Consider the following 24521-nt stretch of genomic DNA (forward strand, 5'->3'; position numbering starts at 1 on the left):
GGCCCATTCTGCCACGCTCCCTGGGCAACTCTCATGAAAGGCCCTTAGGGTAGAAGGGTGCGGGCCTTCCTCTTAGGCCTCCTCCTCGCCCTCACCCTTCCTCCCTTCCCCCTGGGCTTCCTCGCCCCCCTGGTCCTCGCCTTCCTCCTCCGGGGAGGCTTCCGGGAGGGTTTTTGGGCGGGCCTCGGGTTTTGGGGGCTCCACCTGGTCTGGCTCCCGCAAAGCTTCGCCCAGAACTTCGGGCCCTGGGGGGCGGTGCCCTTCCTGCCCCTGGTCCTCATAAAGGCCCTTTCCTTCGGCCTCCTCTTCGCCCTCACCCCCAATGCCCCCATGCGCATCGGGGGGTGGGTGGTGCTGGAGTGGCTCACGGAACAGGGCGAGCTCGCCTTCCCCTGGGGGTTTCTGGGCTACGCCCTGGTGGAGGCCCCGGGCCGCATCCTCGCCGCCTGGGGCGGGGTCTACCTCCTCTCCCTCCTGGTCCTCCTCACCGCCTGGGGCCTTTGGGCAAGGCGGTTCTGGGTCCTCCTCCCCTGGGCCCTCCTCTGGCTCCTTCCTCTCCCCGAGGCCCACCCTGAGGGAAAGGCCCTTCTGGTCCAGGGAAACATTAACCCCTTGAAGAAGTTCCAGGGGGAGCTGGACGAGGCGGTCTACCTGAGGCTCACGGCGGCGGGGCTTCGGGCCCACCTCGAGGCGGACCTGGTGGTCTGGCCGGAGACCGCGGTCTGGCGCATCCCCCAAGAGGCGGAGGCCCTCCTCCAAGGCCGCCCCCTTGTGAGCGGTCTCAACCTCTTCGGCCCCAACCGGGCGGTGCTCTACCAGGAGGGCAGGGTCCTCGGCCACTACGACAAGACCCGCCTCGTCCCCTTCGGGGAGCGCTTCCCCTTCCGGGAAGCCCTGGGCGGGGTCTACGCCTTCTTCTTCCAGGCCATGGGGCTTGGAAACCTGGAAGACCGCGTCCTCGGGGAGAAGGTGGCTCCAATCGGACCCTATGGCGTCCTTATCTGTTATGAATCCGTCTTTCCCTCCGTGGCCCGGGATCTGGCGAGGAAGGGAACCCAGGTCCTCGTCCTCCTCACCAACGACGCCTGGTTCGGCCCCTCCTTCGGGGGCAGGCAGCACTTCGCCTTGGGGCGCCTAAGGGCCGTGGAGACGGGGCGCTGGCTCCTCCGGGCGGGCAACGACGGGATCACCGCCAGCATTGACCCTTTCGGCCGGGTGGTGGCGGAAATCCCGCCCCACCAAGAGGGCTTTCTTCTCGCCCCCTACGCCCTCCGGGAAGGCCTCACCCCCTACGCCCGCTTCGGGGACTGGGCGGTGGGGGTGGCGTTGACGCTTTGCCTCCTGGGCCTTATCCTTAGGGTGCGTCCGCCGGGGTGGCGGAATTGGTAGACGCGGCAGACTCAAAATCTGCTGTCCGCAAGGACGTGCGGGTTCGAGTCCCGCCCCCGGCACCAAAAGGCCCCTCTGGGGGCCTTTATCCTTTGTCCCAAAGGGCGAGGACGTAGTCCCTTTCCAAAAGAAGGCGGGGTGGGCTTCCCAGGGCCTCCCGGAAAAGGGCTTCCAGGGCCTCCGGGGAAAGCCTCCGCACAATGGGCGGCCCCACCTCCTCACGGTAAGGCCACTCCAAAACGGCCACGCGCCGGGCCACCCGGGAAGCCTCCCTTAGGGCGGGGACAGGGTCTAGGTGGTGGAGGGCGAGGCCGAAGAAGGCGAGGGCAAAGCTCCCATCGGGAAAGGGCAGGGCCTCCCCCCGGCCCGCCACCCACGCCGCCTCCGGGGCCCTCCTTTGGCCCACGGCCCGCATGGCCTCGGAGGGCTCCACCCCCACCCTTTTGGGGTAGGCGAGGCGCCTAAGCCAGTACCCGGTCCCGTCCCCGATTTCCAGAAGGCTTTCCCCTCGGGAAGAAGCCCCCTTAAAGCCCGTTCCTCCTCGGCGACGACGTAGGCCCCCAAGGGGGTCTCATACCAGGCCTCGTAGGACTCGGCAAGGCCAGCGAAGGGGTCCACGCCCCTAGTCTAGCCGCACCACCACCCCCTCCTGGGGGCGCAAAAGGAGCCTCTCCCCCACCCCTTCTTCCCGGTCCAGGTGGGTGGAGAGGACCACCCTCCCCCCTTTGGGCAGGGCCAGGTCCCTTTCCCTATCCGTGAGGTTCAGGGCCACGAGCCACCCCTCCCCCCGGAAATAGGCGTAGACCCCGGCCCTCGCCTGGTAGGTGCGGTAGGCCCCGTAGAGGAGTTCCGGGTCCTTCCTCAGGGCGATGAGGCGGCGCACCAGGTGGAGCATGGAGCGGGGGTCCTTTTCCTGTACCGCCACGTTCCTCTCTTTCCAGTCGGGGTTCAGGGGAAGCCAGGGCTCCACCGTGGAAAACCCGGCGTAGGGGGAAGCGTCCCAGGGCATGGGGGTGCGGCAGGGGTCGCGGCCTAAGGTGTGGTAGGCGGTGGGCGTGCGGTCTTTCTGCCTCAGGGCCGCGGGGTCCTGCACCTTTTCCGGGGGAATCTCCCCGTTGGGCAGGGCGAGCTCGTCCCCGTAGTACCAGGTGGGGGTGCCCCTTAGGGTGAAGAGGAGCATGGCCGCCACCCGGGCCCCCTCCTCCCCCAGGCGGGAGGCGAGGCGGGGCTGGTCGTGGTTCCCCAGGACCCAGTTGGGCCAGTCCCAGCGGGTGAGGAGGCCCTCGTAGGTCTCCACGAGCCGGGCGAGGTTTTCGGGCCGCCAGTCGGGAAACCCCTCGGTGATGAGGCTGAAGTTAAAAGGCAGGTGGCAGCCGGCGGCGTAGTAGCGGACCAGGCGGGGAAGAGGCAGGTAGATCTCCCCCACCATCACCCGCTCCCTCCCGGGCTCGGAGAACTCGTCCAGGGCCTGGCGCATCTCCCGCACGTAGGCGTAGGTCTCGGGCTGGTCCTCGGTGTAGAGGTGCTCGTGCCGGGCCCGATCGGGCAGGCCGGGCCGCCAGTGAGGGCTTCCCGGCTCGTCCCGAAAGAGGGGGTCCTTGGCCAGAAGCCAGAGGGTGTCCACCCGGAACCCGTCCACCCCCCGCCTGAGCCAGAAGCGCATCGCCTCCTTGATGGCCTCCCGCACCTCGGGGTTGCGCCAGTTGAGGTCGGGCTGCTCGGGGAGGAAGAGGTGCAGGTAGTACTGGCCCGTCTTCTCGTCCAGGGTCCAGGCGGGGCCGCCGAAAAAGCTCTGCCAGTTGTTGGGGGGGCCGCCCCCGGGGGCGGGGTCGGCCCAGATGTACCAGTCCCGCTTGGGGCTATTCCGGGAAGACCGGGACTCCAAAAACCAGGAGTGCTCGCTGGAGGTGTGGTTGGGCACCAGGTCAATGAGGACCCTTAGCCCCAGGGCGTGGGCCTCCTCCAGGAGGCGGTCAAAGTCCTGAAGGGTCCCGAAGAGGGGGTCCACGTCGCAGTAGTCGGCCACATCGTAGCCGAAGTCCTTCATGGGGCTTTTGTAGAAGGGGGAAAGCCAAAGGGCGTCCACCCCCAAGGCCTTGAGGTAGGAAAGCCTTTGCCGCACCCCCTCGAGGTCCCCCACCCCATCCCCATTGGTGTCCTGGAAGCTCCGGGGGTAGACCTGGTAGATGACTGCCTCGCGCCACCAGCTCATGATCCGGAGTCTACACCGCTTTGGGGCACCTCGGGCGTGTAGCGGCCCGCCAGGGCGGCAAGCAGCCTCCCCCGGGTCACGATGCCGAGGAGCCTTCCCTCCCCGTCCACCACGGGGAGGGGCAGGGGGGTCTCGCTGAAGAAGGGCAGGGCCTCCTCCAGGGTCTGGTCCGGCCGGAGGGTGGGCAGGGGCTCGAGGTAGGGGGTGAGGTCCTGGCCGTCCCCCTTCTTCAGGGCCTCGGCCAGAACCTCGGCGCGCACGACCCCGAGGAAGCGCCGGTTCCGGTCCACCACGTAGGCGGAGGCAACCCCCGCCTGCCCCATCTTGCGCAAGGCGGCCCGCAGGCCCTCCCGGCCCAGGGTGACCGTGACCGCCTCCCGCATGAGCCCCTCCACCCGGTAGACCATGGCCGGGTTCACCCCCTCCACGAAGGCGGCCACGTACGCGTTGGCCGGGCGGGCGAGGATCTCCTCCGGGGTCCCCACCTGGACCACCTCGCCGTCCTTCATGATGGCGATGCGGTCGCCGATGCGGAGGGCCTCGTCCAGGTCGTGGGTGACGAAGAGAATGGTCTTCTTAAGCTCCCCCTGGAGGCGGAGGAGCTCGTCCTGCATCTCCCGGCGGATCAAGGGGTCCAAGGCGCTAAACGCCTCGTCCATGAGGAGAACGGGCGGATCGGCGCAGAGGGCCCGGGCGAGGCCCACCCGCTGCTTCTGCCCGCCGGAAAGCTGCACCGGGTAGTTCTGCTCGTAGCCCGCAAGGCCCACCCGCTCCAGCCACACCCGGGCCCGCTCCTCCCGCTCCTTCCGCGTGACTCCCTTGAGCTCCAGGGGAAAGGCCACGTTCTGCAGCACGGTGCGGTGGGGCAGCAGGGCGAAGTGCTGGAAGACCATGCCAAAGGTCTCCTGGCGGAAGCGCAAAAGGTCCCGGCGCTTCAAGGCCGTGACCTCGGTCTCCCCCACGTAGACCCGGCCCGCCGTGGGCTCTATGAGGCGGTTCACCACGCGAAGGAGGGTGGACTTCCCGGAACCGGAAAGCCCCATGATGACGAAAAGCTCCCCCCGCTGGATCTCCAGGTTCACGTCCTTTAGGCCCACCACGTGCCGGGTCTTCTGGAAGACCTCCTCCTTCCCGGCTCCCCGGCGCACCTCCTCCAAAACCTGCTTCGCCCGGGGCCCGAAGATCTTGTAGACGCCCTCTATGCGGATGTAGCTCATGCTTCCTCCCGGTAGCGGCGCATCACCCGCTGGCCCGCCGCCTGGGTCAGGCGGTCCATGACGATGGCCAGGGCCACGATGGCCACCCCGGCCTCGGCGCCTCTACCCACGTCCAGGCGCTGGATGCCGAGGAGCACCTCCTCCCCAAGCCCCCGGGCTCCGATCATGGAGGCGATGACCACCATGGCCAGGGCCATCATGGTGGTCTGGTTCACCCCCGCCATGAGGTTGGGGAGGGCCAGGGGAAGCTCCACCTTGAAGAGCCGCTGCCACGAGGTGGCCCCGAAGGCCTCCGCCGCCTCCACCACCTCCCGGCTCACGAGCCTCAGGCCCAAATCCGTGAGGCGGATCATGGGGGGCACGGCGTAGATCACCGTGGCGATGAGGGCGGGCACCTTTCCAAGACCGAAAAGGAGGAGGGCCGGGATCAGGTAGACGAAGCTGGGCATGGTCTGCATGGCGTCCAGGATGGGGAGCATGAAGCCGCGGAAGCGGTCGCTCCGCCCCATGAGGATCCCCAAGGGGAGCCCCAGGACCACGGAGATGACCACGGAGGCCAGGACCAAGGCCAGGGTCTGCATCCCCTTGTCCCAAAGGCCCAAGGCCTCTATGAGCCACACGGCGAAGCCCATCCCCAGGGCGAAGAAGACCCTCCGGGCGAAAAGCCACCCGAGAAGCGCGGCCACCCCCGCCACCCAGGGCCAGGAGAGACTCCGGAAGAAGCCCTCAAAGACCAGGATGAACTGGAGGAGGGCGTTGGCAAGGCCTTCAAAGAAGTCCCCGTAGTTCCGAACAAGCCAGGTGATGAAGGCGTTGACCCATTCGCCAAGCGGTATTTCCATGGACTTTCACTCCTTTCTAGAACTAGATTAACGGCCCCGGCAGGGAAAGGGCAGGGCCTCGAGAGGGCCCCGCCCCTAGCCCATGCCCCCGCCTAAAGGGCCCTCTTCACCCGCTCCGCCACCTCGGCGGGCACCCACTTCGTCCAGACGTCCTGGTGGTTGCGCAGGAAGTAGAGGGCGGTCTCCTCCTCGCTCGCCCGGTTGTCCAGCATGTAGGCGAGGAGTTTGCTGGTGAGCTCGTTGGAGGTGCGGTACTTCTTCAGGAACTCCACCACGGAGGGCGCCTCCTTGATGAGGCGGGTGTTCACCGCGATGTAGACGGTCTCCAAGGGGAAGGCGCAGGCCCGGGTGGGGTTCTCCTTTTCAATGAGCTCGTTCCACACCTCGGGGTCGTAGGGCGGCTCCTCCAGCATGGTGAGGTCGTACTTGCCCAAGACCCAGGTGGGGCCCCAGTAGTAGAAAACGATGGGCCGGCCCCGCTCGTAAGCGGAGGCGATGGCGGCCACCAGGGCGTCGCCGGTGCCGGGGCGGAAGTTGGTGTAGTGCTGGTCCAGCCCGTAGGCCTGGAGCTTCTTGGTGTTCGCCTTCTCGGCGAACCAGCCCAGAACCCCGTTGTAGAACCGGCCCTTGCTGGGCTCCTCGGGGTCGCGGAAGAGCTCCTTGTACTTGGGCAGATCAAAGACCGACTTGAGGTCGGGGGCCATGGGTTTGATGCCCCGCTTCTCGTCCCCCTTGATGACGTAGGTGGGCACGAACCAGCCCTGGACGGCGTCGGGGAAGTTCACACCGATGCGCTGGATCTTGCCCTCGCTTTCCAGCTTGTCAATGACGTCCCGGCTCAGGTTGTACCAGATCTCCATGGAGACATCAATGTCCCCGCGGCCAAGCCCCGTGTTGAGGGGGATGGCCGTGCCCGGGAGGGCATCGGTCTTGCACCCAAAGCCCTTCTCCAGGATGAACTGGGCGATGCGGTTATGGACCCGGGCGCTTTCCCAGTCGTAGTCGGCGAAGACGAGGGTCCGGTTGGTCTCGCACTTCTGGGCCAGACCCAGGCCCGCCAAAGCGAGAAGCGCCAGCGTCATGAGAGCCTTGCGCACGCTATCACCTCCTCGGTGCACTCTAAGGAGTGGGGGTGAACCTTTTATGAAGCCAAGGGGCGAAGGGCCGTCATTCTCCCAAGGAAGCTTCAAAGGCAGGGAAGGCCCGGAAGGGGCTTTTCCACGGGATTATAGCTAAATGAGTTTATGTTAAAAGTGCTTAATTTTGTTCTTATAAAGCCCCCACCCTGCCCCCAAGGTCTATCCTGGGAAGAGAATGGGGCTCATTATCGTGGCCAACCGGGCGCCTTTCCGCCTGACCCCCGAGGGGCTGGTCCCCGCGGTGGGTGGCCTCGCCACCGCGCTTCTCCCGGTCCTGGAGAGGCGCCACGGCGTCTGGGTGGCGGCCGGAGAGTGGCGGGAGAAGGGCCAAGCCGCCACCCCCCGGGAAAGCCAAGTGCGGTTGGAACAGGTCTTCTTTCCGGAGAAGGAGTGGCAGGGCTACTACGGGGGGTTTTCCAACCGGGTGCTCTGGCCCCTCTGCCATTATTTCTTGGAAAGGGTTGAGTTAAGGCGGGAGTTCTACCAGGACTACCAGCGGGCCAACCGCCGCTTCGCCGAGCGGGTGGCCGAGGTCTTCCGCGAGGGGGACACGGTCTTCGTCCAGGACTACCACCTGCTCCTCCTCCCTCGCCTCCTCCGGGAAAGGATCGCGGCCAAAATCGGCTTCTTTTTCCACATCCCCTGGCCCTCCAGCGGGGTCTTCCGCATCCTGCCCTGGGGCCGGGCTTTGGTGGAGGGGGTCTTGGGAGCCGACCTCATCGGCTTCCACACCCCGGAGTATGTGGAGAACTTCCTGAGGACTGCCGCCTACTACGGCTACCAAGTGGAAGGGAACCGGGTGCGGGTAGGGGAAAGGTGGGTGCGGGTGGAGGCCCACCCCTTGGGGATAGACACGGGGCGCTTCGGGGAGCTTTCCCAGGACCCCCATATCGGCCTCCACGCCCGGGCCCTCAAGCGGCTCGCCGGGGCGGAGCGCCTCATCCTGGGGGTGGACCGTCTGGACTACACCAAGGGAATTTTGGAAAGGCTCCTGGCCTACGAGCGCCTCCTCCAGTCCTACCCCCAGTGGCGGGGCCGGGTGGCCTTCTTCCAGATCGCCACCCCGAGCCGCACCAGCGTGCACGCCTACCGGGAGCTCAAGCGCCGGGTGGACGAGGTGGTGGGGCGAATCATGGGAAGCTTCCTCCGGGAGGACTGGGTACCCTTGCGCTACTTCTACCAGACCTACACCCAGGAGGAGCTGGCCGCCTTCTACCGGGCGGCGGATGTGGCCCTCATCACCCCCTTGAGAGACGGGATGAACCTGGTGGCCATGGAGTACGCCTACACCACGGAGGACGGGGTCCTGGTCCTTTCCAACCTGGCGGGGGCGGCGGAGTACCTCAAGGAGGCCCTCTTGGTCAACCCTTACGACCTGGACGGGATGGCCCAGGCCTTGGACCGAGCCTTGCGCATGCCGGAGGGGGAACGCCGGGAAAGGCTTTCCGCCCTGAAGGCCCGCATTGAGGCCTTGAACGTGCAGGGCTGGGCGGAGCGCTTCCTGGCCTCCTTGGAGGAAGGATGAGGGCGGAAAACCCCGTCTTCTTCCTGGACTACGATGGCACCCTGGCCCCCATCGCCGAAAGGCCCGAGTCGGCCTTCCCCCACCCCGAGGCCCTTAGGGTCCTCCGGGCCCTCATGGAACGCCACCCCGTCTACGTGGTCACGGGAAGAAGGGTGAAGGACCTCGAGCCCCTCCTCCCCCTCCCCGGGCTTCGGGTGGTGGGGGGGCACGGCCTGGAGGAAGGGACGCTTTTCGGGGAGGTGCGGCCCCTTTTCCCCGTGGACCTAGGCCCCTTGCGGGCAAGGCTTCCCTCCTGCCCCGGGGTGCGGGTGGAGGACAAGGGCTTCGCCCTGGCCCTGCACTACCGGGGGGCGGAGGACGAGGAGAAGGCCCGGGCCTGCCTCGAGGCCTGGCTTAAGAAAGCGGAGGGGCTCTTTAAGGCCCTAGGCCTCGAGGCCCTCCCCGGCAAGAAGGTCCTGGAGCTCAAGCCCAAAGGGGTGGACAAGGGCCAGGCGGTCCTCAGGCTCCTAAAGCGCCACCCGGGCCACACCCCCATCTACATCGGGGACGACACCACCGACGAGGCGGCCTTCCAAGCCCTAAGGGGGCAGGGCCTCACCTTCAAGGTGGGGGAAGGCCCCACGGCAGCCCAAGGCCGGCTTAGGGACGTGGAGGAGGTCTTGACCTACTTGAAAACTTACCTCCGACCCTCTAGCCTTTAGGCCGTGGACCCCCTTTGGTACAAGGACGCGGTCATCTACCAGCTCCACGTCCGCTCCTTCTTTGACGCCAACAACGACGGCTACGGGGACTTTGAGGGGCTAAGGCAGAAGCTCCCTTACCTCGAGGCTCTGGGGGTGGACACCCTCTGGCTCATGCCCTTCTTCCAGTCCCCCTTGCGGGACGACGGGTACGATATCTCGGACTACTACCAGATCCTCCCCGTCCATGGGACCCTGGAGGACTTCAAGCGCTTCCTGGACGAGGCCCACGACCGGGGGATGAAGGTGATCATTGAACTCGTCCTGAACCACACCTCCATAGACCACCCCTGGTTCCAGGAGGCCCGGAAGCCCAATAGCCCCATGCGGGACTTTTACGTTTGGAGCGACACCCCGGAGAAGTACAAGGGGGTCCGGGTCATCTTCCAGGACTTTGAGACCTCCAACTGGACCTTTGACCCCGTGGCCGGGGCCTACTACTGGCACCGCTTCTACTGGCACCAGCCCGACCTCAACTGGGACAACCCCGAGGTGGAAAAGGCCATGCACCAGGTCATGTTCTTCTGGGCCGACCTCGGGGTGGACGGCTTCCGCCTGGACGCCATCCCCTACCTCTACGAGCGGGAGGGGACCTCCTGCGAGAACCTCCCCGAGACCATAGAGGCGGTGAAGCGCCTGAGAAAGGCCCTGGAGGAGCGCTACGGCCCCGGCAAGGTCCTCCTCGCCGAGGCCAACATGTGGCCCGAGGAGACCCTCCCCTACTTCGGGGACGGGGACGGGGTCCACATGGCCTACAACTTCCCCCTCATGCCCCGGATCTTCATGGCCCTGAGGCGGGAGGACCGGGGGCCCATTGAGACCATGCTCAAGGAGACGGAGGGGATCCCCGAGACCGCCCAGTGGGCCCTTTTCCTCCGCAATCACGACGAGCTCACCCTGGAAAAGGTCACCGAGGAGGAGCGGGAGTTCCTCTGGGAGGTCTACGCCCCCGACCCCCGCTTCCGCATCAACCTGGGGATCCGCCGCCGCCTCATGCCCCTTTTGGGCGGGGACCGCAGGCGCTTTGAGCTCCTTCACGCCCTCCTTTTCACCCTCAAGGGCACCCCCATCCTCTACTACGGGGACGAGATCGGCATGGGGGACAACCCCTTCCTGGGGGACCGGAACGGGGTCCGGACCCCCATGCAGTGGTCCGCCGACCGCAACGCCGGCTTCTCCCGGGCCCCCTACCACAGGCTCTTCCTCCCCCCGGTGAGCGAGGGGCCCTACAGCTACCACTTCGTCAACGTGGAGGCCCAGGAGCAAAGCCCCCACTCCCACCTGAACTTCGTCCGCCGCCTCCTGGCCATCCGGCAGCGGCACGCCAAGACCTTCGGCCGGGGAAGCCTGAAGCTTCTTCCGGTGGAGAACCGCAGGATCCTGGCCTACCTCCGGGAGCACGAGGGGGAAAGGATCCTGGTGGTGGCCAACCTTTCCCGCTACACCCAGGCCCTGGACCTCCCCTTGGAGGAGGCCCAAGGCCTCGTCCCCGTGGAGCTCTTCTCCCAAAGCCCCTTTCCCCCCGTTGAGGGCCCCTACCGCCTCACCCTAGGCCCCCACGGCTTCGCCCTCTTCGCCCTCACCCCCAAGGAGGCCATCCGGGTCCAGACCCCCGACTGGGCGGAGGAGGCCCCCCCGGAGGAGGTGCCCCTGGTCCCCCTGGAGGAAGGCCCCGAGGTCCTCTTCGTGGAAACCATGAAGGAAGAAAGGGCCCAGCGGGCCTTCCTCCGGGCCCTGGCCCAGGTGCTCCGGGACCGGAGCTGGCTTCCCCTAAAGCCCGAGCGGGTAGAAGTTCTGGACGCCATCCGCCTGGAGAAGGACCCGCCCCTCTACCTCACCCTCCTGGAGCTAGAAAACCACACCCGGCGCACCGCCCTCTTGCCCATCCGCTACAGCCCCAGGCGGGAGGAGGCCCCAGGCCTCTTCGCCCGCACCCGCCCCCGGGAAGGCTACCTCTACGAGCTCTCCCAGGACCCGGGATTTTACGCCTACCTCCTCAAACGCCTCAAGGAGGGCCTCGAGGCCCGAAGCCTCAAGGCCTACTACCGGGGAAGCCACCCCGGGCCCCTGCCCCAAAACCTCACCCTCTTGCGCCCGGGGCTTGCCGCCGGGGAGGGGGTCTGGCTCCAGGTGGGCCTGGTCCAGGACGGGGGGCTGGACCGGACCCTGGAGGTCCTCCCCCGGCTGGACCTCCCTTGGGTCCTCCCCCCCAAGGGGCGCCTCCTTTGGGAGCGGGGCAAGGAGCGGCGGGTCCTGGCCCTCACGGGGGACCTCCCCGAAGGGGAGCCCAAGGAGGCCTTCGCCCTGGCCCAGGCCCTGGCGGCCGAGGGGCTCTCCCGGCTCCAGGGCCACCCCCCGGAGGGGCTGAGCCCCGGGCTTTTGGCCGAGGCCTTGAGGGAGCTGGAGGCCTTGGCCCGGCTTCTTGGGGTGCGGCTTGCCCTCCTCCACCGCAGCCTGGCCGAGGTGGAAGGGGGCTTTTCCCTCCTCAACCGAGGGCTTGGGGCCTTCCTGGCCCTGGAGGGGGAGGTCTATTTGCTGGCCCTGGGGCCCAAGGAGGAAGGAAGCCCCCTCATGGACCTAGCCCGGCTGGCCTACGACCTGGAGCGGGCGGTGGAGCTGGCCTGGGAGGACCTGGAAGGGGCCCACCCGGAGCTTCCCGGGCTTGCGGCCCAGTTCCTGGTGGAAGGGGCCCTCCTTTCCGCCTACCGGGACACCGCCCTGGAGTTTTCGGAAGAAGGCTGGCCCGAGGCCATGGTCGCCTGGGCCGAGGCCCAGCTCCACCGGGAGGAAAAGCCCGCCCGGCGGCGGATCCTGGAGCGCTGGCGGGAAAAAGCCAAGGCTACCCCCGGGCCACAGGGACCTTAGGGGAGAAAACCCGCTCCTCGGGGAGAAGCCGCCGCTTCTTGGCCCGGCGGTAGACCGCCTCCCACATGCGGCAGAAGGAGCAGACGCCCCCCGTGGTGGGGTAGCCGCAGCGCTCGCACTCCCTTAGGGCCACCTCCTCCTCGGCCTTGAGGCGGGGTTGGATTTTCTCCAGGAAGCCCTCCAGGAAGCGGAGCTTGGCCCCGGGCATCTCCCGCTCCACCCGGTTCAGGGCCTCCTTGTAGAGGAGGCTTTTGGCCCCTTGGGCGTTGGGGCACTCCTCGTGGAGGTAGCGGATCCCCCGAAGGAGGGTGTAGGAGAGGACCTCCCTTTCGCTAAAGCGGTAGAAGGGCTTGACCCGGGCGGCGAGGCCGGACTTTTCCGGCAGGACGGGCCCCTGCCGGGAAAGGGCCTCCTCCTGGGGGTTTAAAAGGTTCCCGAAGAGGACGGCGGCCTCGTCGTCCAGGTTGTGCCCCGTGGCCACCACCCGGAAACCCTCCTCCACCGCCACCTGGTTGATGATGTAGCGCTTGGAAAGGCCGCAAGCCGAGCAGGCCACCCGCCCGGAAAGCGAGGCGAGCTCCGGGACCCCGAAGCCGTAGGCCTCCTTCAAGTCCACCACGAGAAGCTCTAGGCCCCTTTCCCGGGCGAAAGCCTGGGTGACCTCGAGGCTCCTTTTGGAGTACTCCCCGATGCCAAGCTCAATGTGGAGTCCCACCGCCTGGTAGCCCAAGCGGCTTAGCACATCCCAAAGGGCCAAGGAGTCCTTCCCTCCAGAGACCGCCACCAAAACCCTTTCCCCAGGGTTTAGCATCCGGTTGCGGCGGATGGCCTTCTCCGTCTCCTTGACGAACCAGTCCAGGTAGTGGGCCTTGCAGAAGGCAAGCCCCCGGGAGCGCACCTCCACCTGGGCCTTTTCTCCGCAGACCTTGCAGCGCATGCTAGCCTCCCGAGATGGCGGAGAGGACCTCTAGGGTGTCCTCCTCCCGCACCTCGTCCTCGAGGGTGAGGAGCTCCTCGCCCCGCACCGCCACCACCGTCTCCGGGTTGAGCCCAAGCTCGGCCAGGATCTCCCGCAAGGGGCGGTTTCCCTTGACCTCCACCTCCTTGCGCTCGGGCAGGCGCAGAATCACCTTCACCCCGCTAGTGTAGCAGGTGGGGGGCCAAGAGCTCCGTGAGCCTCTCTAGGGTTAGGCGGTTTCGCTTGGCGATCTCCTCCCGTCTCGGGATCTCCGGGTAGGCCCCCTCGGGGTCGTGGAGGGTGGGGGTGAGGGGCTTTCCAAGCCGCGCCTCCCAGGCCCTAAGCCACCCCTCGGGAAGGCGCTCTGGCAGGGGAAGCCCGTGGAAGATGTGGTAAAGGAGGGCCCAGACCCGCACCGTCCCGTCCAGGCTGTACCCGCCCCCCAAGGTGAAGAGGACCCTTCCTCCCGCATAGGCCTCGGCGTACTCCAGGATAAGGCGGAAAAGCCGCTCGTAGGCCCGGGTGGTGAGGAGGAGGTCGGCCAAGGGGTCCAGGAAGTGGGCGTCCGCCCCCGCCTGGACCACCAGGACATCGGGGCGGAAGGCCTGAAGGGCCCAGGGGACCAGGGCCTCAAAGACCTCGAGGTAGCTTTCATCCTCGGTGAAAGGCTCCAGGGGGAGGTTGAGCTTTTTGCCCAGGCCCGCCCCCCGGCCGATCTCGTGGACGTGCCCGGTGCCGGGAAAGAGGTAGCGGCCGGACTCGTGGAGGCTTAGGGTGAGGACCTCCCCCTCCTCGTAGTGGATCCACTGGACCCCGTCCCCGTGGTGGACGTCCATGTCCAGGTAGGCCACCCGAAGCCCGGCCCCCGTCAGGTGGCGGATTGCCACGGAAAGGTCGTTGTACACGCAAAACCCCGAGGCCCGGTCGTACTGGGCGTGGTGGAGGCCGCCCCCAAGCTGCAAGACCCGCTTCTCCCCGGCGAGGATCCTGCGCGCCCCCTCCAAAGTCCCTCCCACCAGGATCCGGGCCGCCCGGTCCATCCCGGGGAAGACGGGGGTGTCCCCCGTGCCCAGGCCGTAGTGCTCCAGGTCGGGGAAAAGCTCCCCCCGGCTTGCCGCCTCCACCCGCTTCACCAGGCGCTCGGAGTGGACCGTGAGCACCTCCTCCCGGGTGGCCTCCGGGGGCGAAAGGGGGGCTTTCCACACCCCGAGGGCCTGGAGGAGGGAGGTAAGCATCTCCAGGCGCACCGGGCTAAAGGGGTGGTGGGGGCCGAAGTTGTAGAGGCGGTATTCCTCGCGGTAGATCACCATGGCTTCTTGGGGGGCCAGAGGACCTGAAACCCTTCCCGCCGCAGGGCCTCCGCCAGGAGATGGGTCTCCATGGTCTTCACCCGCACCACCGCCCGCACGGCCTCCTCCTCTTCGGGGTAGGAGAGGAGGGAGTGGATGTTCACCCCCCGCCCCGCCAGAAACCCGGTGAGCCGGGCGAGCTCCCCCGGGCGGTCGGGGAGGCGCACCTCGAGGCGGCCCGAGGGCTCCGTGACCCCCGTGAGCCTAAGGAGGGCGTCCAGGAGGTCAATCCCCGTGACGATGCCCACGAGCCGCCCGTCCTCCAAGACGGGCAGGCACCCGATCTTCCGCTCCCGCATGAGGCGGGCCGCCTCCTCCACGGGGTCTAGGGGGTGGGCGGTGACCACCCCCCGGGTCATCACCTCGGCCACCGGGGCGCAGGTGGGGCAGGGGCCTTGGGGGTTCAGGTGGCTTGTGGCCAGGCGGATGTCCCGGTCGGTGATGATCCCCACAAGTCTTTCCCCTTCCACCACGGGGAGGTGCCGGATCCCCTTTTCCAGGAGGAAGCGGTAAGCGTCCTCGAGGGTCGTCTCCGGCCCCACGGTGAGGACGGGGCTTTTCATCACGTCCTTTACCAGCATGGGCCCAGTATACGGCGAAAGGGCCCCGGCTTTCGGGGCCCTAGGACGTTCGGCGTCAGAGGATGTCGTCCCGGATGCAGGCCTTGTAGTGGCCCGGGGCCACCTCCTTGAGCTCGGGGACCACCTGGGCGCACTCGGGCAGGGCGTAGCGGCACCGGGTGCGGAAGACGCACCCCGAGGGCGGGTTGATGGGGGAAGGGATATCCCCCTGGAGGACGATCCTTTCCCGCTTCACCGTGGGGTCGGGGATGGGCACCGCCGAAAGCAAGGCCTCGGTGTAGGGGTGCTTGGGGTTGCGGTAAAGCTCCCGGGCAGGAGCGAGCTCCATCACCTTCCCCAGGTACATCACCGCCACCCGGTCGGAGATGTACTCCACCACCGCCAGGTCGTGGGCGATGAAGAGGAGGGTGAGCCCGAGCTCCTCTTTGAGGTCCTGGAGGAGGTTCACCACCTGGGCCTGGATGGAAACGTCCAGGGCCGAGACCGGCTCGTCGGCCACGATGAACTCCGGGGCCACGGCCAGGGCGCGGGCGATGCCGATCCTTTGCCTCTGCCCGCCGGAGAACTCGTGGGGGTAGCGGCGCATGTGGTCCGGGGAAAGCCCCACCAGCTTCAAAAGCTCCGCCACCCGCTCCGTGCGCTCCTTGGGCGTCTTGCCGATCCCGTGAATAAGGAGGGGCTCGGCGATGATGTCCCCCACGGTCATCCGGGGGTTCAGGGAGCTAAAGGGGTCCTGGAAGATGATCTGCATGCGGCGGCGGAAGGGCCTGAGCTTCTCCCGGGGAAGCTCGGTGATGTCCTGCCCGTCAAAGAGGATCCGCCCCCCCGTGGGCTCAATGAGGCGGAGCACGGTGCGGCCCACCGTGGTCTTGCCGCTTCCCGACTCCCCCACAAGCCCCAATACCTCCCCCTTCCGGATGGAAAAGGAAACCCCGTCCACCGCCTTCACGCTCCCCACCACCCGGGAGAGCACCCCGCCCCGGATGGGGAAGTGCTTCTTTAAGTCCTTGACCTCGAGGAGAACCCCGTTCATGCCCTAACCTCCCGGATCTCCCGCCAGCGCACGCACCGCACCTGCCGCCCGTCCCCGGCGTCCTCCAAGGGGGGCACCTCGGCGTCGCAAAGCCCCGCCACGAAGTGCTTGCACCGGGGGTGGAAGGCGCACCCCGGGGGCAGGTAGAGGGGGTTGGGGACGTTGCCGGGGATGGCCTCGAGGCGCTCCTTGCGCTCCGCCGCCAGGTCCAGCCGGGGCACGGAGCGGAGGAGCCCCCGGGTGTAGGGGTGCAAGGGCTCCTGGAAGAGGGGCACCACGTCCGCCTGCTCCACCACCCGCCCGGCGTACATCACCACCACCCGGTCCGCCATCTCCGCCACCACCCCCAGGTTATGGGTGATGAAGAGGATGGCCATCCCCAGCTCCTCCTGGAGCTTCTTCATGAGCTCCAGGATCTGCGCCTGGATGGTCACGTCCAAGGCGGTGGTGGGCTCGTCGGCGATGAGCAGGGAGGGGTTGCAGGAGAGGGCCATGGCGATCATCACCCGCTGGCGCATCCCGCCCGACATCTGGTGAGGGTAGTTGCTAAGCCGCTTTCTGGGCTCGGGGATCCCCACCAGCTCCAGCATGTGGGCGGCAAGCTCCATGGCCTCCTTGCGGCTTTTCCCCTGGTGGAGCATGATGGCCTCGGCAATCTGGTCCCCCACCGTGTACACCGGGTTCAGGGAGGTCATGGGCTCCTGGAAGATCATGGCGATGTCGTTCCCCCGGATCCGCCGCATCTCCTGTTCGGAGAGCTTGGTGAGGTCCCGAACCTTCCCGTCCTTCCCACGGAAGAGGATCTCCCCCCCCACGATCCGGCCGGGCGGCGAGGGAATGAGCCGCATGATGGCCAGGGAGGTCACGCTCTTCCCGCTCCCCGACTCCCCCACCACCGCCAGGGTCTCCCCCCGGTTCACGTGGAAGGAGACCCCGTCCACCGCCTTCACCACCCCGTCGTCGGTGAAGAAGTGGACCTTGAGGTCCTTCACCTCCAGTAGCCGCTTCTCGTCCATGAGCACTCCTTCGGGCGCTGCCCTTAAGACACCTCAACCGTTATACGCCATACCCCCGCAAAAGAGAAGGGTCTACCGCCGGCGCCTGGGGTCCAAGGCATCCCGCAGGCCATCACCCACGAAGTTCCAGGCCATGATGGAGACGAAGATGAAAAACCCCGGCCAGAGCACCCAGGGGCGGTCCACAAAGCTGGCAAACCCCCCCTGCTGCGCCCCTTGAAGAAGGAGGCCCCAGCTGGTGTAGGGCTCCGTGACCCCAAGGCCAAGGAAAGACAGGCCCGACTCGGCCAGGATGAAGCCGGGGATGGTTAGGGAAAGGCTCACGATGACGTAGCTGGCTGTGGCCGGCAAAACATGTCGGAAGAGGATCCGGGCGTCCGAGGCCCCCATGGCCCGCGCCGCCTGGACGTAGTCCATCTCCCGCACGGAAAGCACGATGCCCCGCACCACCCGGGCAAGCCCGCCCCAGCCGATGAAGCCGAGAAGCCCCACCACCAGGTAGAAGGTGGTAAGAGGGTCCACGTTGGTGGGGAAAACGGCCCGCAAGGAGATGAGGAGGAAAAGGGTGGGGATGGCGGCGATGATCTCCACGGCCCGCATCACCAGGTCATCGGCGTCAATCCGGATGGGGCGGAAAGGGAGGGTCAGAACCAGGCGCACCCCCACCCACGCCGCCGCCAAAAAGGCCAGAACCTGGAAAAAACCGAGCCCCGTGAGCCGGTAGTAGCTCCAGGCCAGGTACAAGGCTCCAAGGCCAAGCCCTCCCCATAAGGCCCAGGAAAGGGGGCCCAAGAGAAGGCCTAGGCCCCGCCAGGCCCTAAGGGGCAAGGAGAGGGTGAAGGGTCGGCCCGAGTAGTACCCGGCGATTCCCCCGAGGACCATCCCCAGGACAAAGGAGACCAAGGCGGAAAGGATACCGATGGTGAGGGATACCTGGGCCCCGTAGATCAAACGGCTAAAAAGGTCCCGCCCGAAGTTATCGGTCCCCATGAGGAAGATCCTGGCCGGGGGGTCCACCCCGAAAAGGCGTAGGTCCGAGCGGAAGACGCGGAAGAGGGTGTAGGGCTGGTCCGGCGTGCGCACGAAGAAGCGAATGTAAAACTTTCCTTGGGAAGGGTCCTCCTCGTACTTAGGCTGGAGGGAGACCGGGTCCAGGGTGCGCCGGGTGGCGTAGACAAAGGGACGGGAAAGCCCGCCCGTCTCCGGGTCCACGAAGTGGATCCGTGTGGGCGGGTGGTACCCCTTCGGGGGGTAAAGCTCGTAGTAGTTGGGGTCGTAGGGGCTGAAGAACCCGGCGAAGGCGGCCACCGTGTACAAGACGAAGAGAATGCGCAGACCCCAAACCGCCAAAGGGTGCTTGCGAAACTGGCGCAGAGCGATCTGGAACTGACTTTGGGAAGACGCTTGGACCGTCATAGCTCACTCGTAGCGGATCCTGGGGTCCACCCAGGCGAGAAGCAGGTCCGAAAGTAGGTTGCCGATCATAAGGAGCACCAAGCCCATGGTGAGGAAGCCCGCGACCACGTAGAGGTCCTGTTGGGAGATGGCGTCCAGGAGAAGGGGGGTGATCCCAGGCCAGGCCATGACCACCTCCACAAGGCCGGCCCCCGAGATCAGGGTGGGCAGGATACCCCCGATGTTGGCCACGAAAGGGATCACCGCATTCCTCAGGGCGTGCTTGTAGACCACCACCCTTTCGGCCAGCCCCTTGGCCCGGGCGGTGCGGATGTAGTCCTGGGTGAGGACCTCCAACATCTGGCCTCGCATGACCCGGGAAAAGCCAGCGATGTCGCTGGTGGTGAGCACCAGAATAGGCAAAACCGCGTGCCAGGCCACGTCCACCACCTTTTGCCAGAAGGAAAACTGCTCAAACCCGCTGGAGGTCATCCCCGAGACCGGGAAAACCATAACCCCCGTGCGGAAGTAGACCTGGAGCACCAGGTACATGAGGATGAGGGCCAGGAAGAAGTTGGGGATGGCGAGGCCCAAATAGGCGAGGAAGGAGACCACCCGGTCCCCCAAGGAGTACTGGCGCAAAGCCCCGTAGACGCCCACGGGCACGGCGATAAGGAAAAGAAGGATCGTGGAGGGAACCACCAGAACCATGGAGTTCAGGACCCTGGGCCAGACGATCTCCAGCACCGGGGCCTGGTAGGCGAAGGAGTACCCCAGGTTGAGGTGAAGGAGGTTGTGCATCCAGAGAAGGTACTGCTCGTGAAAGGGGCGGTCTAAGCCGAACTGGTTCCGGAGCCGGGCGATGGTCTCGGGGGTTACCTTGGGGTCTAGCTCCAGCTGGGTGAGGTAGTCCCCAGGGGCCATCTGGATGATGAGGAAGGCCAGGAAGGTGGCCCCGAAGAAGGTGGGGACGAGGTAGAGGATCCGGCGAAGGATATAGGCGGTCATGGGCCTCCAAAATCCCCCCTGGGCTTTCGCCCAGGGGGGAAAGGCGGGGGAGCTACTTCTTGATGAAGGTGAGCTCCAGCTCCCTAGCGCCCCAGATGCTGGAGATGATGGCGTCGGGGTGCTCGCCGCCCAGGCGGTTGTTCCAGGCGGGGTGGTAGTTGGGGCCGGCGATGTAGATGATGGGAAGGAGTTGCGCCTCAATCTCCTGCATGCGGTAGCCGATCTCCACCCGCTTCTTGAAGTCCAGCTCCGTGCGGCCCCGGGAGTAGAGGGCGTCCAGCTGGGTCTCCCTGGGGTCTAAGCACTGGCCGGACTTGTTCCACATGTGAAGGTTCCCTTTGCAGGGCACCACGTTGGAGCCGAAGGGCCAGTCCAACCCTCCACCCGTGAGGCCGATGATGATGGCGTCAAAGGGCCGGTCGGGACCGGAGGAGAGGAGCTGGCCCACCAGGGTGTTGAAGTCAATGGCCTGGAAGTTGACCTTGACCCCCACCTTCTTGGCCTCGTCCACGAAGAGCTTGGCGATCTGCTCCCGCTGGTTGTTGCCGGCGTTGGTGGCGAGGTTGAACTCAAGCCGCCGCCCCCTGGCGTCCACCAGGTAGCCCTCCCGGTCCTTCCGGGTGAAGCCCAGCTCGGCCAAAAGCTTTGCCGCCTGCTGGGGATTGTACTCGTACTTGGGCACCTTGGGGTTCAGCCACTGGGTGAACACCGGGTAAACGCTGGTGTACATGGGGGTGCCCAGGCCCCCGTAGACGATGTCTATGACCGCCTGGCGGTTCACCAGGTGGCTCATGGCCTTCCGGAACTTATCCGAGCGGAAGAGGCTCTGCTTGAAGGGGTCCGAGGCCTTGTTCCAGTTGAAGACCATGAACTGGTTGCTGGCCACGGGAGAGGCGTTGAGCTTCAGGGTGGCGTCCAGGCGGCCCTGCTGGATGGCCTGGCGGATCTGGGAGATGTGGTCCACGGTGCTGGGGGCGAAGACGTCAATGTTCCCCGCCAAAAACTCCGCCAAGGCGGCGTTCACGTCCTTGACGATCCGGATCTCGTACCGGTCCAGGTAGGGCAGGGGGTTCCCCGCCTCGTCCTTGTTCCACTCGCCGAAGGCCGGGTTGCGCTTAAGCACCAGCCGCTCCCCGGGGCGGTAGCTCTCAATGAGCCAGGGCCCGCCCGAGACGATGTTCCCGGGCCTCTCGTTCAGGGTCCACATCTTCTTGATGCCCTCGGCCCCCTCCCGCTGGTACACGGGACCGAAGATGTGGGCGGGCCAGGGGGTGAAGCTGGCCACGGCGAAGGCCTCGGCGTCCGTCTTGGGGTAGGAGATGCGGAGGGTGTAGTCGTCCAGCTTCCGCACCACGATGGGCTTGCCGTCAAGGAAGAAGGAATCGTAGCTGTTGGAGCCCACCGCCTTGTCCGTGTGGATCCGCCAGGTCATGACCCAGTCGTCGGCGGTGATGGGCCGGCCGTCGGACCACTTCATGCCCCGACGGATCTTGAAGGTGATGTCCAGCTTGTTGGGGCTTACGGTGAAGGACTCCGCCATGTAGGGGATCCAGTCCCCGGTGGTGGGGTCGCGGCGGACGAGGCCGTAGTCCCCTGAGATGATTTCCGGAACGCTCCCGGCCTCCGCGGTGAGGAAGGGGTTAAAGGTGCGAAAGTCAGAGAGGGTGTAATTCCTAAGCGTACCCCCCCGCTTCACCTCCGAGGGTTTAGCCACCGTCCACTTCTGGGGCCAGACGAAGGTCTGGGCGCTGGCCACACCGGCCACAGCCAAAAACCCTGCTAGAAGCCAAACCGCTCTTCCTATAGGCATCATGCTTCCTCCCTGAGGCGCCTATGGCCCCAAGCCTAAAGCACCCCTCGAGGCCCTGTCAAGCCCGCCGGGTTAAAGGTTTCCCTTAGGCCCAGGCCGGACCTTTTCCACCTCGGCGTAGACGTCGCGGAAGACCCCGGGGATGGGGGCGTGGGGCTTGTGGACCCGGACCCGCACGGCCTGAAGCCTGGGGAAGGCCTTCAAAAGCTCCTCCGCCAGGTGGTCCGCCAGGGCCTCTATAAGGTAAAAGCGGCGGTGACGCACCGCCTCCTCCACCAGGGCGTAGACGGCGGCGTAGTCCACGGTCTCCTCCAACCGGTCTCCCCGCCCCTCAAAGGGCACGGAAAGCCACAGGTCCACCACGAACCGAGCCCCAAGCCGCCCCTCCTCGGGCATCACCCCGTGGCGCCCGTAGAACTCCAACCCCAAAAGGGCGATGGTCCCCACCCCTCACCCCCAGAGGGCCTCCCAGACCCTTAAAGCCTCCCGGTGGGCCCGCACGTCGTGGACCCTGAGGATCCTCGCCCCCTTGAGGACGGCGAAGAGGTGGGCGGCCACGGAGCCGTGGACCCTTTGGGCGGGGTCTTCCACCCCCGTAAGCTCCCCGATGGTGCGCTTGCGGGAAAGCCCCACCAGAACCGGGTGCCCTAAGGCCACGATCTCGTCCAGGCGGCGGAGGAGGGCGAGGTTATGTTCCAAAAGCTTGCCGAAGCCAAACCCCGGGTCCAGGACCACCTGGGGCACCCCCGCCCCAAGGGCCTTTTCCGCCTGGGCCTTGAGGAAGGCCTTCACCTCGGCCACCACGTCCTGGTAGCGGGCGTGGGCCATCATGGCCTTGGGGTCGGGCACGGGCATGTGCATGACCACCGCCGGCACCCCGTAGCGGGCCGCCAGGGCCACCATGCGCTCGTCCCAAAGCCCGGTGACGTCGTTCAGGAGGTGGGCCCCCATCTTTAGGGCCTCCTCGGCCACCTCGGGCTTGCGGGTGTCCACGCTCACCGGCACCCCCAAGGAGAGGACCGCCTCGAGGACGGGAAGAAGCCTCCGCTTCTCCTCCTCCACGGGCACGGGGTCCGCCCCAGGGCGGGTGGACTCGGCCCCGAGGTCCAGGATGTCCGCCCCCTCCGCCACCATCTCCCGGGCCCGCTCCAAAGCCTTTTCCGGGTCCAGGTAAAGCCCCCCGTCGGAAAAGGAATCCGGGGTGAGGTTGAGAATCCCCATAAGGAGGGGGCGTTCCAGGGAGAAGACCTTGCCGTCTAGCCGTAGCACGCCTTGGATTATAGTGGCCTTATGCGGCTTCTGGCGGCGGTGGATTTCGGAGCCACCCACGGGAGCGTGGTGGCCACGGCCAAGGCCTTGGGGGAAGCCTTGGGGCTAGAACCCCTCCTCCTCCACGTGGTCCCCGACCCCTACTTCCAAGGCCTCGCCCGGCACTTTCCCGAGCTGAAGAAGCCCCTCCAGGAAGTCCTCGCCCAGGTGGAAGCCCGGGTGGAGGAAGCCCTTAGGGCCACGGGGCTTAAGGCCTGGGTCCTGAGGGGGCTTCCCGCTTTCGTGGTAGGCGGGGAAGCCCACCGGGCCAAGCTGGTGATCCTGGGCCAGGTGGGCGAAGCTCCCCTGGAGCGCCTGGCCCGGGGTGGCATCGCCCGCTACCTCCTCCACCGGGGAGAGGCGCCGGTCCTTCTGGTCCCCGCCGAGAAGCCCCTCACCCAAGTGCGGAGGATCGGCGTGGGGGTGGACGAAAGCGACGCCGCCCTGGCCGCCTTCCGCCTGGCCGAAGCCTGGGGGAAGCGGCTTGGGGCAGAGGTCCAGGCCTTCCACCTGGTGAGCGGGGAAGGAGGGTGCTGCTACCCCACCTACCTGGACCCCAAAAACCTTAGCCTGGCCCAGGTCCTGGCCCAGGCGGAGGCCCACCTGAGCGGGCGGTACCCCGGGGTCCAGGTCTTCAAGGGGGAAAACCCGGAGGACCTCCTGGAGGTAGCCCAGCGGGTCCAGGTGGACCTTCTGGTTCTGGGCTCCAAGGCCAAGAGCACCTGGCGCCACCGCCTGGGGCAGATGGTGGAGGGGGCCTTAAAGCATGCGGAGCTTCCCCTCCTTATCGTCCCCGAGGCCACGGTCTGGTAAGGTAGGCCCCATGCGCCACGGACCGGGCTGGTTTCTGCGCCTTTCCGCCTACTGGTTCGCCACCAGCTTCAAGTGGTTTGTGGTCCTTCTGGTCCTCCTCCCAGCCAAAGTGGCCGAGCTTTCCCCTCCCGAGGAGAAGGCCACAAGGCTCGGCTTCCTCTTCAGCCTGGGAGCGGTGATGGCCATTTTGGGACCGCCCCTTATGGGCTACCTCTCGGACCGCCTCGGCCGGAGGCGGCCCTTTCTCCTTTGGGGAAGCCTCCTCACCGCCTTGGCCCTTCTCCTTTTGGTCCACGCTCCGAGCTACGGAGCGCTTCTTCTCGCCTACCTCCTCCTCCAGGTGGCGGACGACCTGGCCACGGGGCCCTATAGCGCCCTCATCCCCGACCTGGTGCCCAAGGGGGAGCGGGGGACCGCCTCCGGGTACATGGGGGTGCTCCAGGTTTTGGGGCAGGTTCTGGCGGGCGCGGTGGGCTTCCTCCTTCCCCTCGCCCCCCAGGCCTACCTGGCCGCTCTCCTCAACCTCTTGGGGGCGGCCCTAAGCCTCTCCCTCGTCCCCGACCGCCTTCCCAGGGCCAACCCGAGGCCTTTTCTCAGGGCCATGGCCGCCCCCTGGCAGGATCGGGACTTTCTTTTGGTCTACCTCACCCGCTTTCTGGTGATGCTGGGCTTCTACCTGGCCCAAACCTACCTCCAGTACTACCTGGCCGACGTGGTGAAGACCTTCCAGGCCCTGGGAAGGACCCTCACGGAAGCGCCCTTCCAGGCGGTGGCCCTCCTAGGGCTTCTCATCTCCTTGGGGGCTGCCCTCGCCAGCGTCCCCGCGGGGCGGGCCTCGGACCGGCTGGGGCGGAAGCCCCTCATCTACCTCTCGGGGGTAGGGCTTGGCCTTCTTATGCCCTTGATCCTCCTCTTCCCCCGCTACGACCTTCTCCTCTCCCTCGCCCTCCTCTTCGGCCTTTTCTACGGGGTCTACCTGGCGGTGGACTGGGCCTTGGTGGCGGACGTCCTCAAGGACCCCGAGGCCCACGCCACGGACATGGGCCTCTGGCAGACCGCCATCGTGGTGCCCCAGGTGCTGGCCGGGGCCTTCGGGAGGCCGTTGGACCTCCTAAACGCCCAGGAGGCGGGCCTTGGGTACCTGGTCCTCTTCCTCTTGGCCGGCGGCTTCTTTCTCCTCGGGGCCTTCCTGGTGGCCCCCATCCGCCGGGCCCGCTAAACTCCGTGCCGACTCCGAAAAAGGGCCCTTCTGGACCAGGACTTTACCCACATCTCCGTTTCGTGGTAAATCTCCCCTTGCGGGCGCAGCCCGTATCTGGTA

21 protein-coding genes, 1 tRNA gene and 1 pseudogene are annotated in these 24521 nt (G+C 66.6%); 7 read left to right on the forward strand and 16 right to left on the reverse strand.

The genetic code is table 11. From position 1 onward, the window contains the following. The first annotated feature begins 57 nt into the window (after window positions 1–57). The gene (lnt, locus tag IEX93_RS07255; protein WP_188847549.1) at window positions 58–1389 is read left to right on the forward strand and encodes an apolipoprotein N-acyltransferase; all 1332 of its coding nucleotides are present in this window, start codon (window positions 58–60) and stop codon (window positions 1387–1389) included. Beyond that, window positions 1368–1454, forward strand: a tRNA-Leu gene (locus tag IEX93_RS07260). The genes lnt and IEX93_RS07260 overlap by 22 nt, the downstream gene beginning before the upstream one ends. Before the next feature lie 20 nt (window positions 1455–1474). On the opposite strand, the pseudogene IEX93_RS07265 reads toward IEX93_RS07260, so the two are convergent. From IEX93_RS07265 to IEX93_RS07285, 5 genes and pseudogenes are all read right to left on the reverse strand, one after another. After that, window positions 1475–2007, reverse strand: a pseudogene (locus IEX93_RS07265) (class I SAM-dependent methyltransferase). Between the two features lie 4 nt (window positions 2008–2011). After that, on the reverse strand, window positions 2012–3601 hold the full coding sequence (locus IEX93_RS07270; RefSeq protein ID WP_188847550.1) for an alpha-amylase family glycosyl hydrolase: 1590 nt from the start codon (window positions 3599–3601) through the stop codon (window positions 2012–2014). After that, window positions 3598–4818 carry a quaternary amine ABC transporter ATP-binding protein gene (locus tag IEX93_RS07275; RefSeq protein WP_188847551.1) on the reverse strand — a complete coding sequence of 407 codons (1221 nt, stop codon included), beginning with the start codon at window positions 4816–4818 and terminating at the stop codon, window positions 3598–3600. Before IEX93_RS07275 ends, IEX93_RS07270 begins: the two co-directional genes overlap by 4 nt. Further along, on the reverse strand, window positions 4815–5660 hold the full coding sequence (locus tag IEX93_RS07280) for an ABC transporter permease (protein ID WP_188847552.1): 846 nt from the start codon (window positions 5658–5660) through the stop codon (window positions 4815–4817). The genes IEX93_RS07275 and IEX93_RS07280 overlap by 4 nt, the downstream gene beginning before the upstream one ends. A 92-nt stretch (window positions 5661–5752) precedes the next feature. Beyond that, window positions 5753–6757, reverse strand: a complete 1005-nt coding sequence (locus tag IEX93_RS07285; protein ID WP_188847553.1) for an ABC transporter substrate-binding protein — start codon at window positions 6755–6757, stop codon at window positions 5753–5755. A 217-nt stretch (window positions 6758–6974) separates the two neighbouring features. On the opposite strand from IEX93_RS07285, the gene otsA reads away from it, so the two are divergent. Genes otsA through treS form a run of 3 tightly spaced genes read left to right on the forward strand, consistent with a single transcriptional unit; the run spans window position 6975 to window position 11929 of the window. Further along, entirely contained in the window at window positions 6975–8324 is a 1350-nt protein-coding gene (gene otsA / locus IEX93_RS07290; RefSeq protein WP_188847554.1) for an alpha,alpha-trehalose-phosphate synthase (UDP-forming), read from the forward strand. Next, the gene (gene otsB / locus IEX93_RS07295; RefSeq protein WP_188847555.1) at window positions 8321–9025 is read left to right on the forward strand and encodes a trehalose-phosphatase; all 705 of its coding nucleotides are present in this window, start codon (window positions 8321–8323) and stop codon (window positions 9023–9025) included. The genes otsA and otsB overlap by 4 nt, the downstream gene beginning before the upstream one ends. A 3-nt stretch (window positions 9026–9028) precedes the next feature. Then, on the forward strand, window positions 9029–11929 hold the full coding sequence (treS, locus tag IEX93_RS11755; RefSeq protein WP_188847556.1) for a maltose alpha-D-glucosyltransferase: 2901 nt from the start codon (window positions 9029–9031) through the stop codon (window positions 11927–11929). Here treS and ttuA read toward each other — a convergent pair. The 11 genes from ttuA to folP form a co-directional block, all read right to left on the reverse strand. Then, window positions 11904–12866 carry a tRNA-5-methyluridine(54) 2-sulfurtransferase gene (ttuA, locus tag IEX93_RS07305; RefSeq protein WP_188847557.1) on the reverse strand — a complete coding sequence of 321 codons (963 nt, stop codon included), beginning with the start codon at window positions 12864–12866 and terminating at the stop codon, window positions 11904–11906. The two genes, treS and ttuA, sit on opposite strands and share 26 nt — an antisense overlap. Window position 12867: 1 nt before the next feature. After that, window positions 12868–13065: a sulfur carrier protein TtuB gene (gene ttuB / locus IEX93_RS07310; RefSeq protein ID WP_188847558.1), complete on the reverse strand. Its 198-nt coding sequence runs from the start codon at window positions 13063–13065 to the stop codon at window positions 12868–12870. A gap of 4 nt (window positions 13066–13069) precedes the next feature. Then, on the reverse strand, window positions 13070–14197 hold the full coding sequence (locus IEX93_RS07315; RefSeq protein WP_188847559.1) for an acetoin utilization protein AcuC: 1128 nt from the start codon (window positions 14195–14197) through the stop codon (window positions 13070–13072). After that, the gene (locus IEX93_RS07320; RefSeq protein WP_188847560.1) at window positions 14191–14817 is read right to left on the reverse strand and encodes an acetoin utilization AcuB family protein; all 627 of its coding nucleotides are present in this window, start codon (window positions 14815–14817) and stop codon (window positions 14191–14193) included. Before IEX93_RS07320 ends, IEX93_RS07315 begins: the two co-directional genes overlap by 7 nt. A 55-nt stretch (window positions 14818–14872) precedes the next feature. Then, window positions 14873–15850 (reverse strand): ABC transporter ATP-binding protein, encoded by a 978-nt coding sequence (locus IEX93_RS07325; RefSeq protein WP_188847561.1) that lies wholly within the window; start codon window positions 15848–15850, stop codon window positions 14873–14875. Further along, window positions 15847–16866 carry an ABC transporter ATP-binding protein gene (locus IEX93_RS07330; protein ID WP_188847562.1) on the reverse strand — a complete coding sequence of 340 codons (1020 nt, stop codon included), beginning with the start codon at window positions 16864–16866 and terminating at the stop codon, window positions 15847–15849. Before IEX93_RS07330 ends, IEX93_RS07325 begins: the two co-directional genes overlap by 4 nt. Before the next feature lie 72 nt (window positions 16867–16938). Next, window positions 16939–18282: an ABC transporter permease gene (locus tag IEX93_RS07335; protein ID WP_188847563.1), complete on the reverse strand. Its 1344-nt coding sequence runs from the start codon at window positions 18280–18282 to the stop codon at window positions 16939–16941. Between the two features lie 3 nt (window positions 18283–18285). Beyond that, entirely contained in the window at window positions 18286–19269 is a 984-nt protein-coding gene (locus tag IEX93_RS07340; protein ID WP_188847564.1) for an ABC transporter permease, read from the reverse strand. A gap of 52 nt (window positions 19270–19321) precedes the next feature. After that, window positions 19322–21079, reverse strand: coding sequence for an ABC transporter substrate-binding protein (locus IEX93_RS07345; RefSeq protein ID WP_188847565.1), 1758 nt, complete (start codon window positions 21077–21079; stop codon window positions 19322–19324). Between the two features lie 72 nt (window positions 21080–21151). Further along, window positions 21152–21526: a dihydroneopterin aldolase gene (gene folB / locus IEX93_RS07350; protein ID WP_188847566.1), complete on the reverse strand. Its 375-nt coding sequence runs from the start codon at window positions 21524–21526 to the stop codon at window positions 21152–21154. Window positions 21527–21529: 3 nt separating this feature from the next. Then, complete coding sequence (gene folP / locus IEX93_RS07355; RefSeq protein ID WP_188847571.1) at window positions 21530–22300, reverse strand: dihydropteroate synthase; 771 nt, start codon at window positions 22298–22300, stop codon at window positions 21530–21532. Between the two features lie 69 nt (window positions 22301–22369). Between folP and IEX93_RS07360 the strand changes: the two genes are divergently transcribed. Together IEX93_RS07360 and IEX93_RS07365 are read left to right on the forward strand one after the other, a co-directional pair. Beyond that, the gene (locus tag IEX93_RS07360; RefSeq protein WP_188847567.1) at window positions 22370–23200 is read left to right on the forward strand and encodes a universal stress protein; all 831 of its coding nucleotides are present in this window, start codon (window positions 22370–22372) and stop codon (window positions 23198–23200) included. Between the two features lie 10 nt (window positions 23201–23210). After that, window positions 23211–24419 carry an MFS transporter gene (locus IEX93_RS07365; RefSeq protein ID WP_188847568.1) on the forward strand — a complete coding sequence of 403 codons (1209 nt, stop codon included), beginning with the start codon at window positions 23211–23213 and terminating at the stop codon, window positions 24417–24419. Window positions 24420–24521 lie beyond the last annotated feature (102 nt).

The sequence above is a fragment of the Thermus composti genome, from assembly GCF_014647535.1.
Taxonomy (GTDB): Bacteria; Deinococcota; Deinococci; order Deinococcales; family Thermaceae; genus Thermus; species Thermus composti.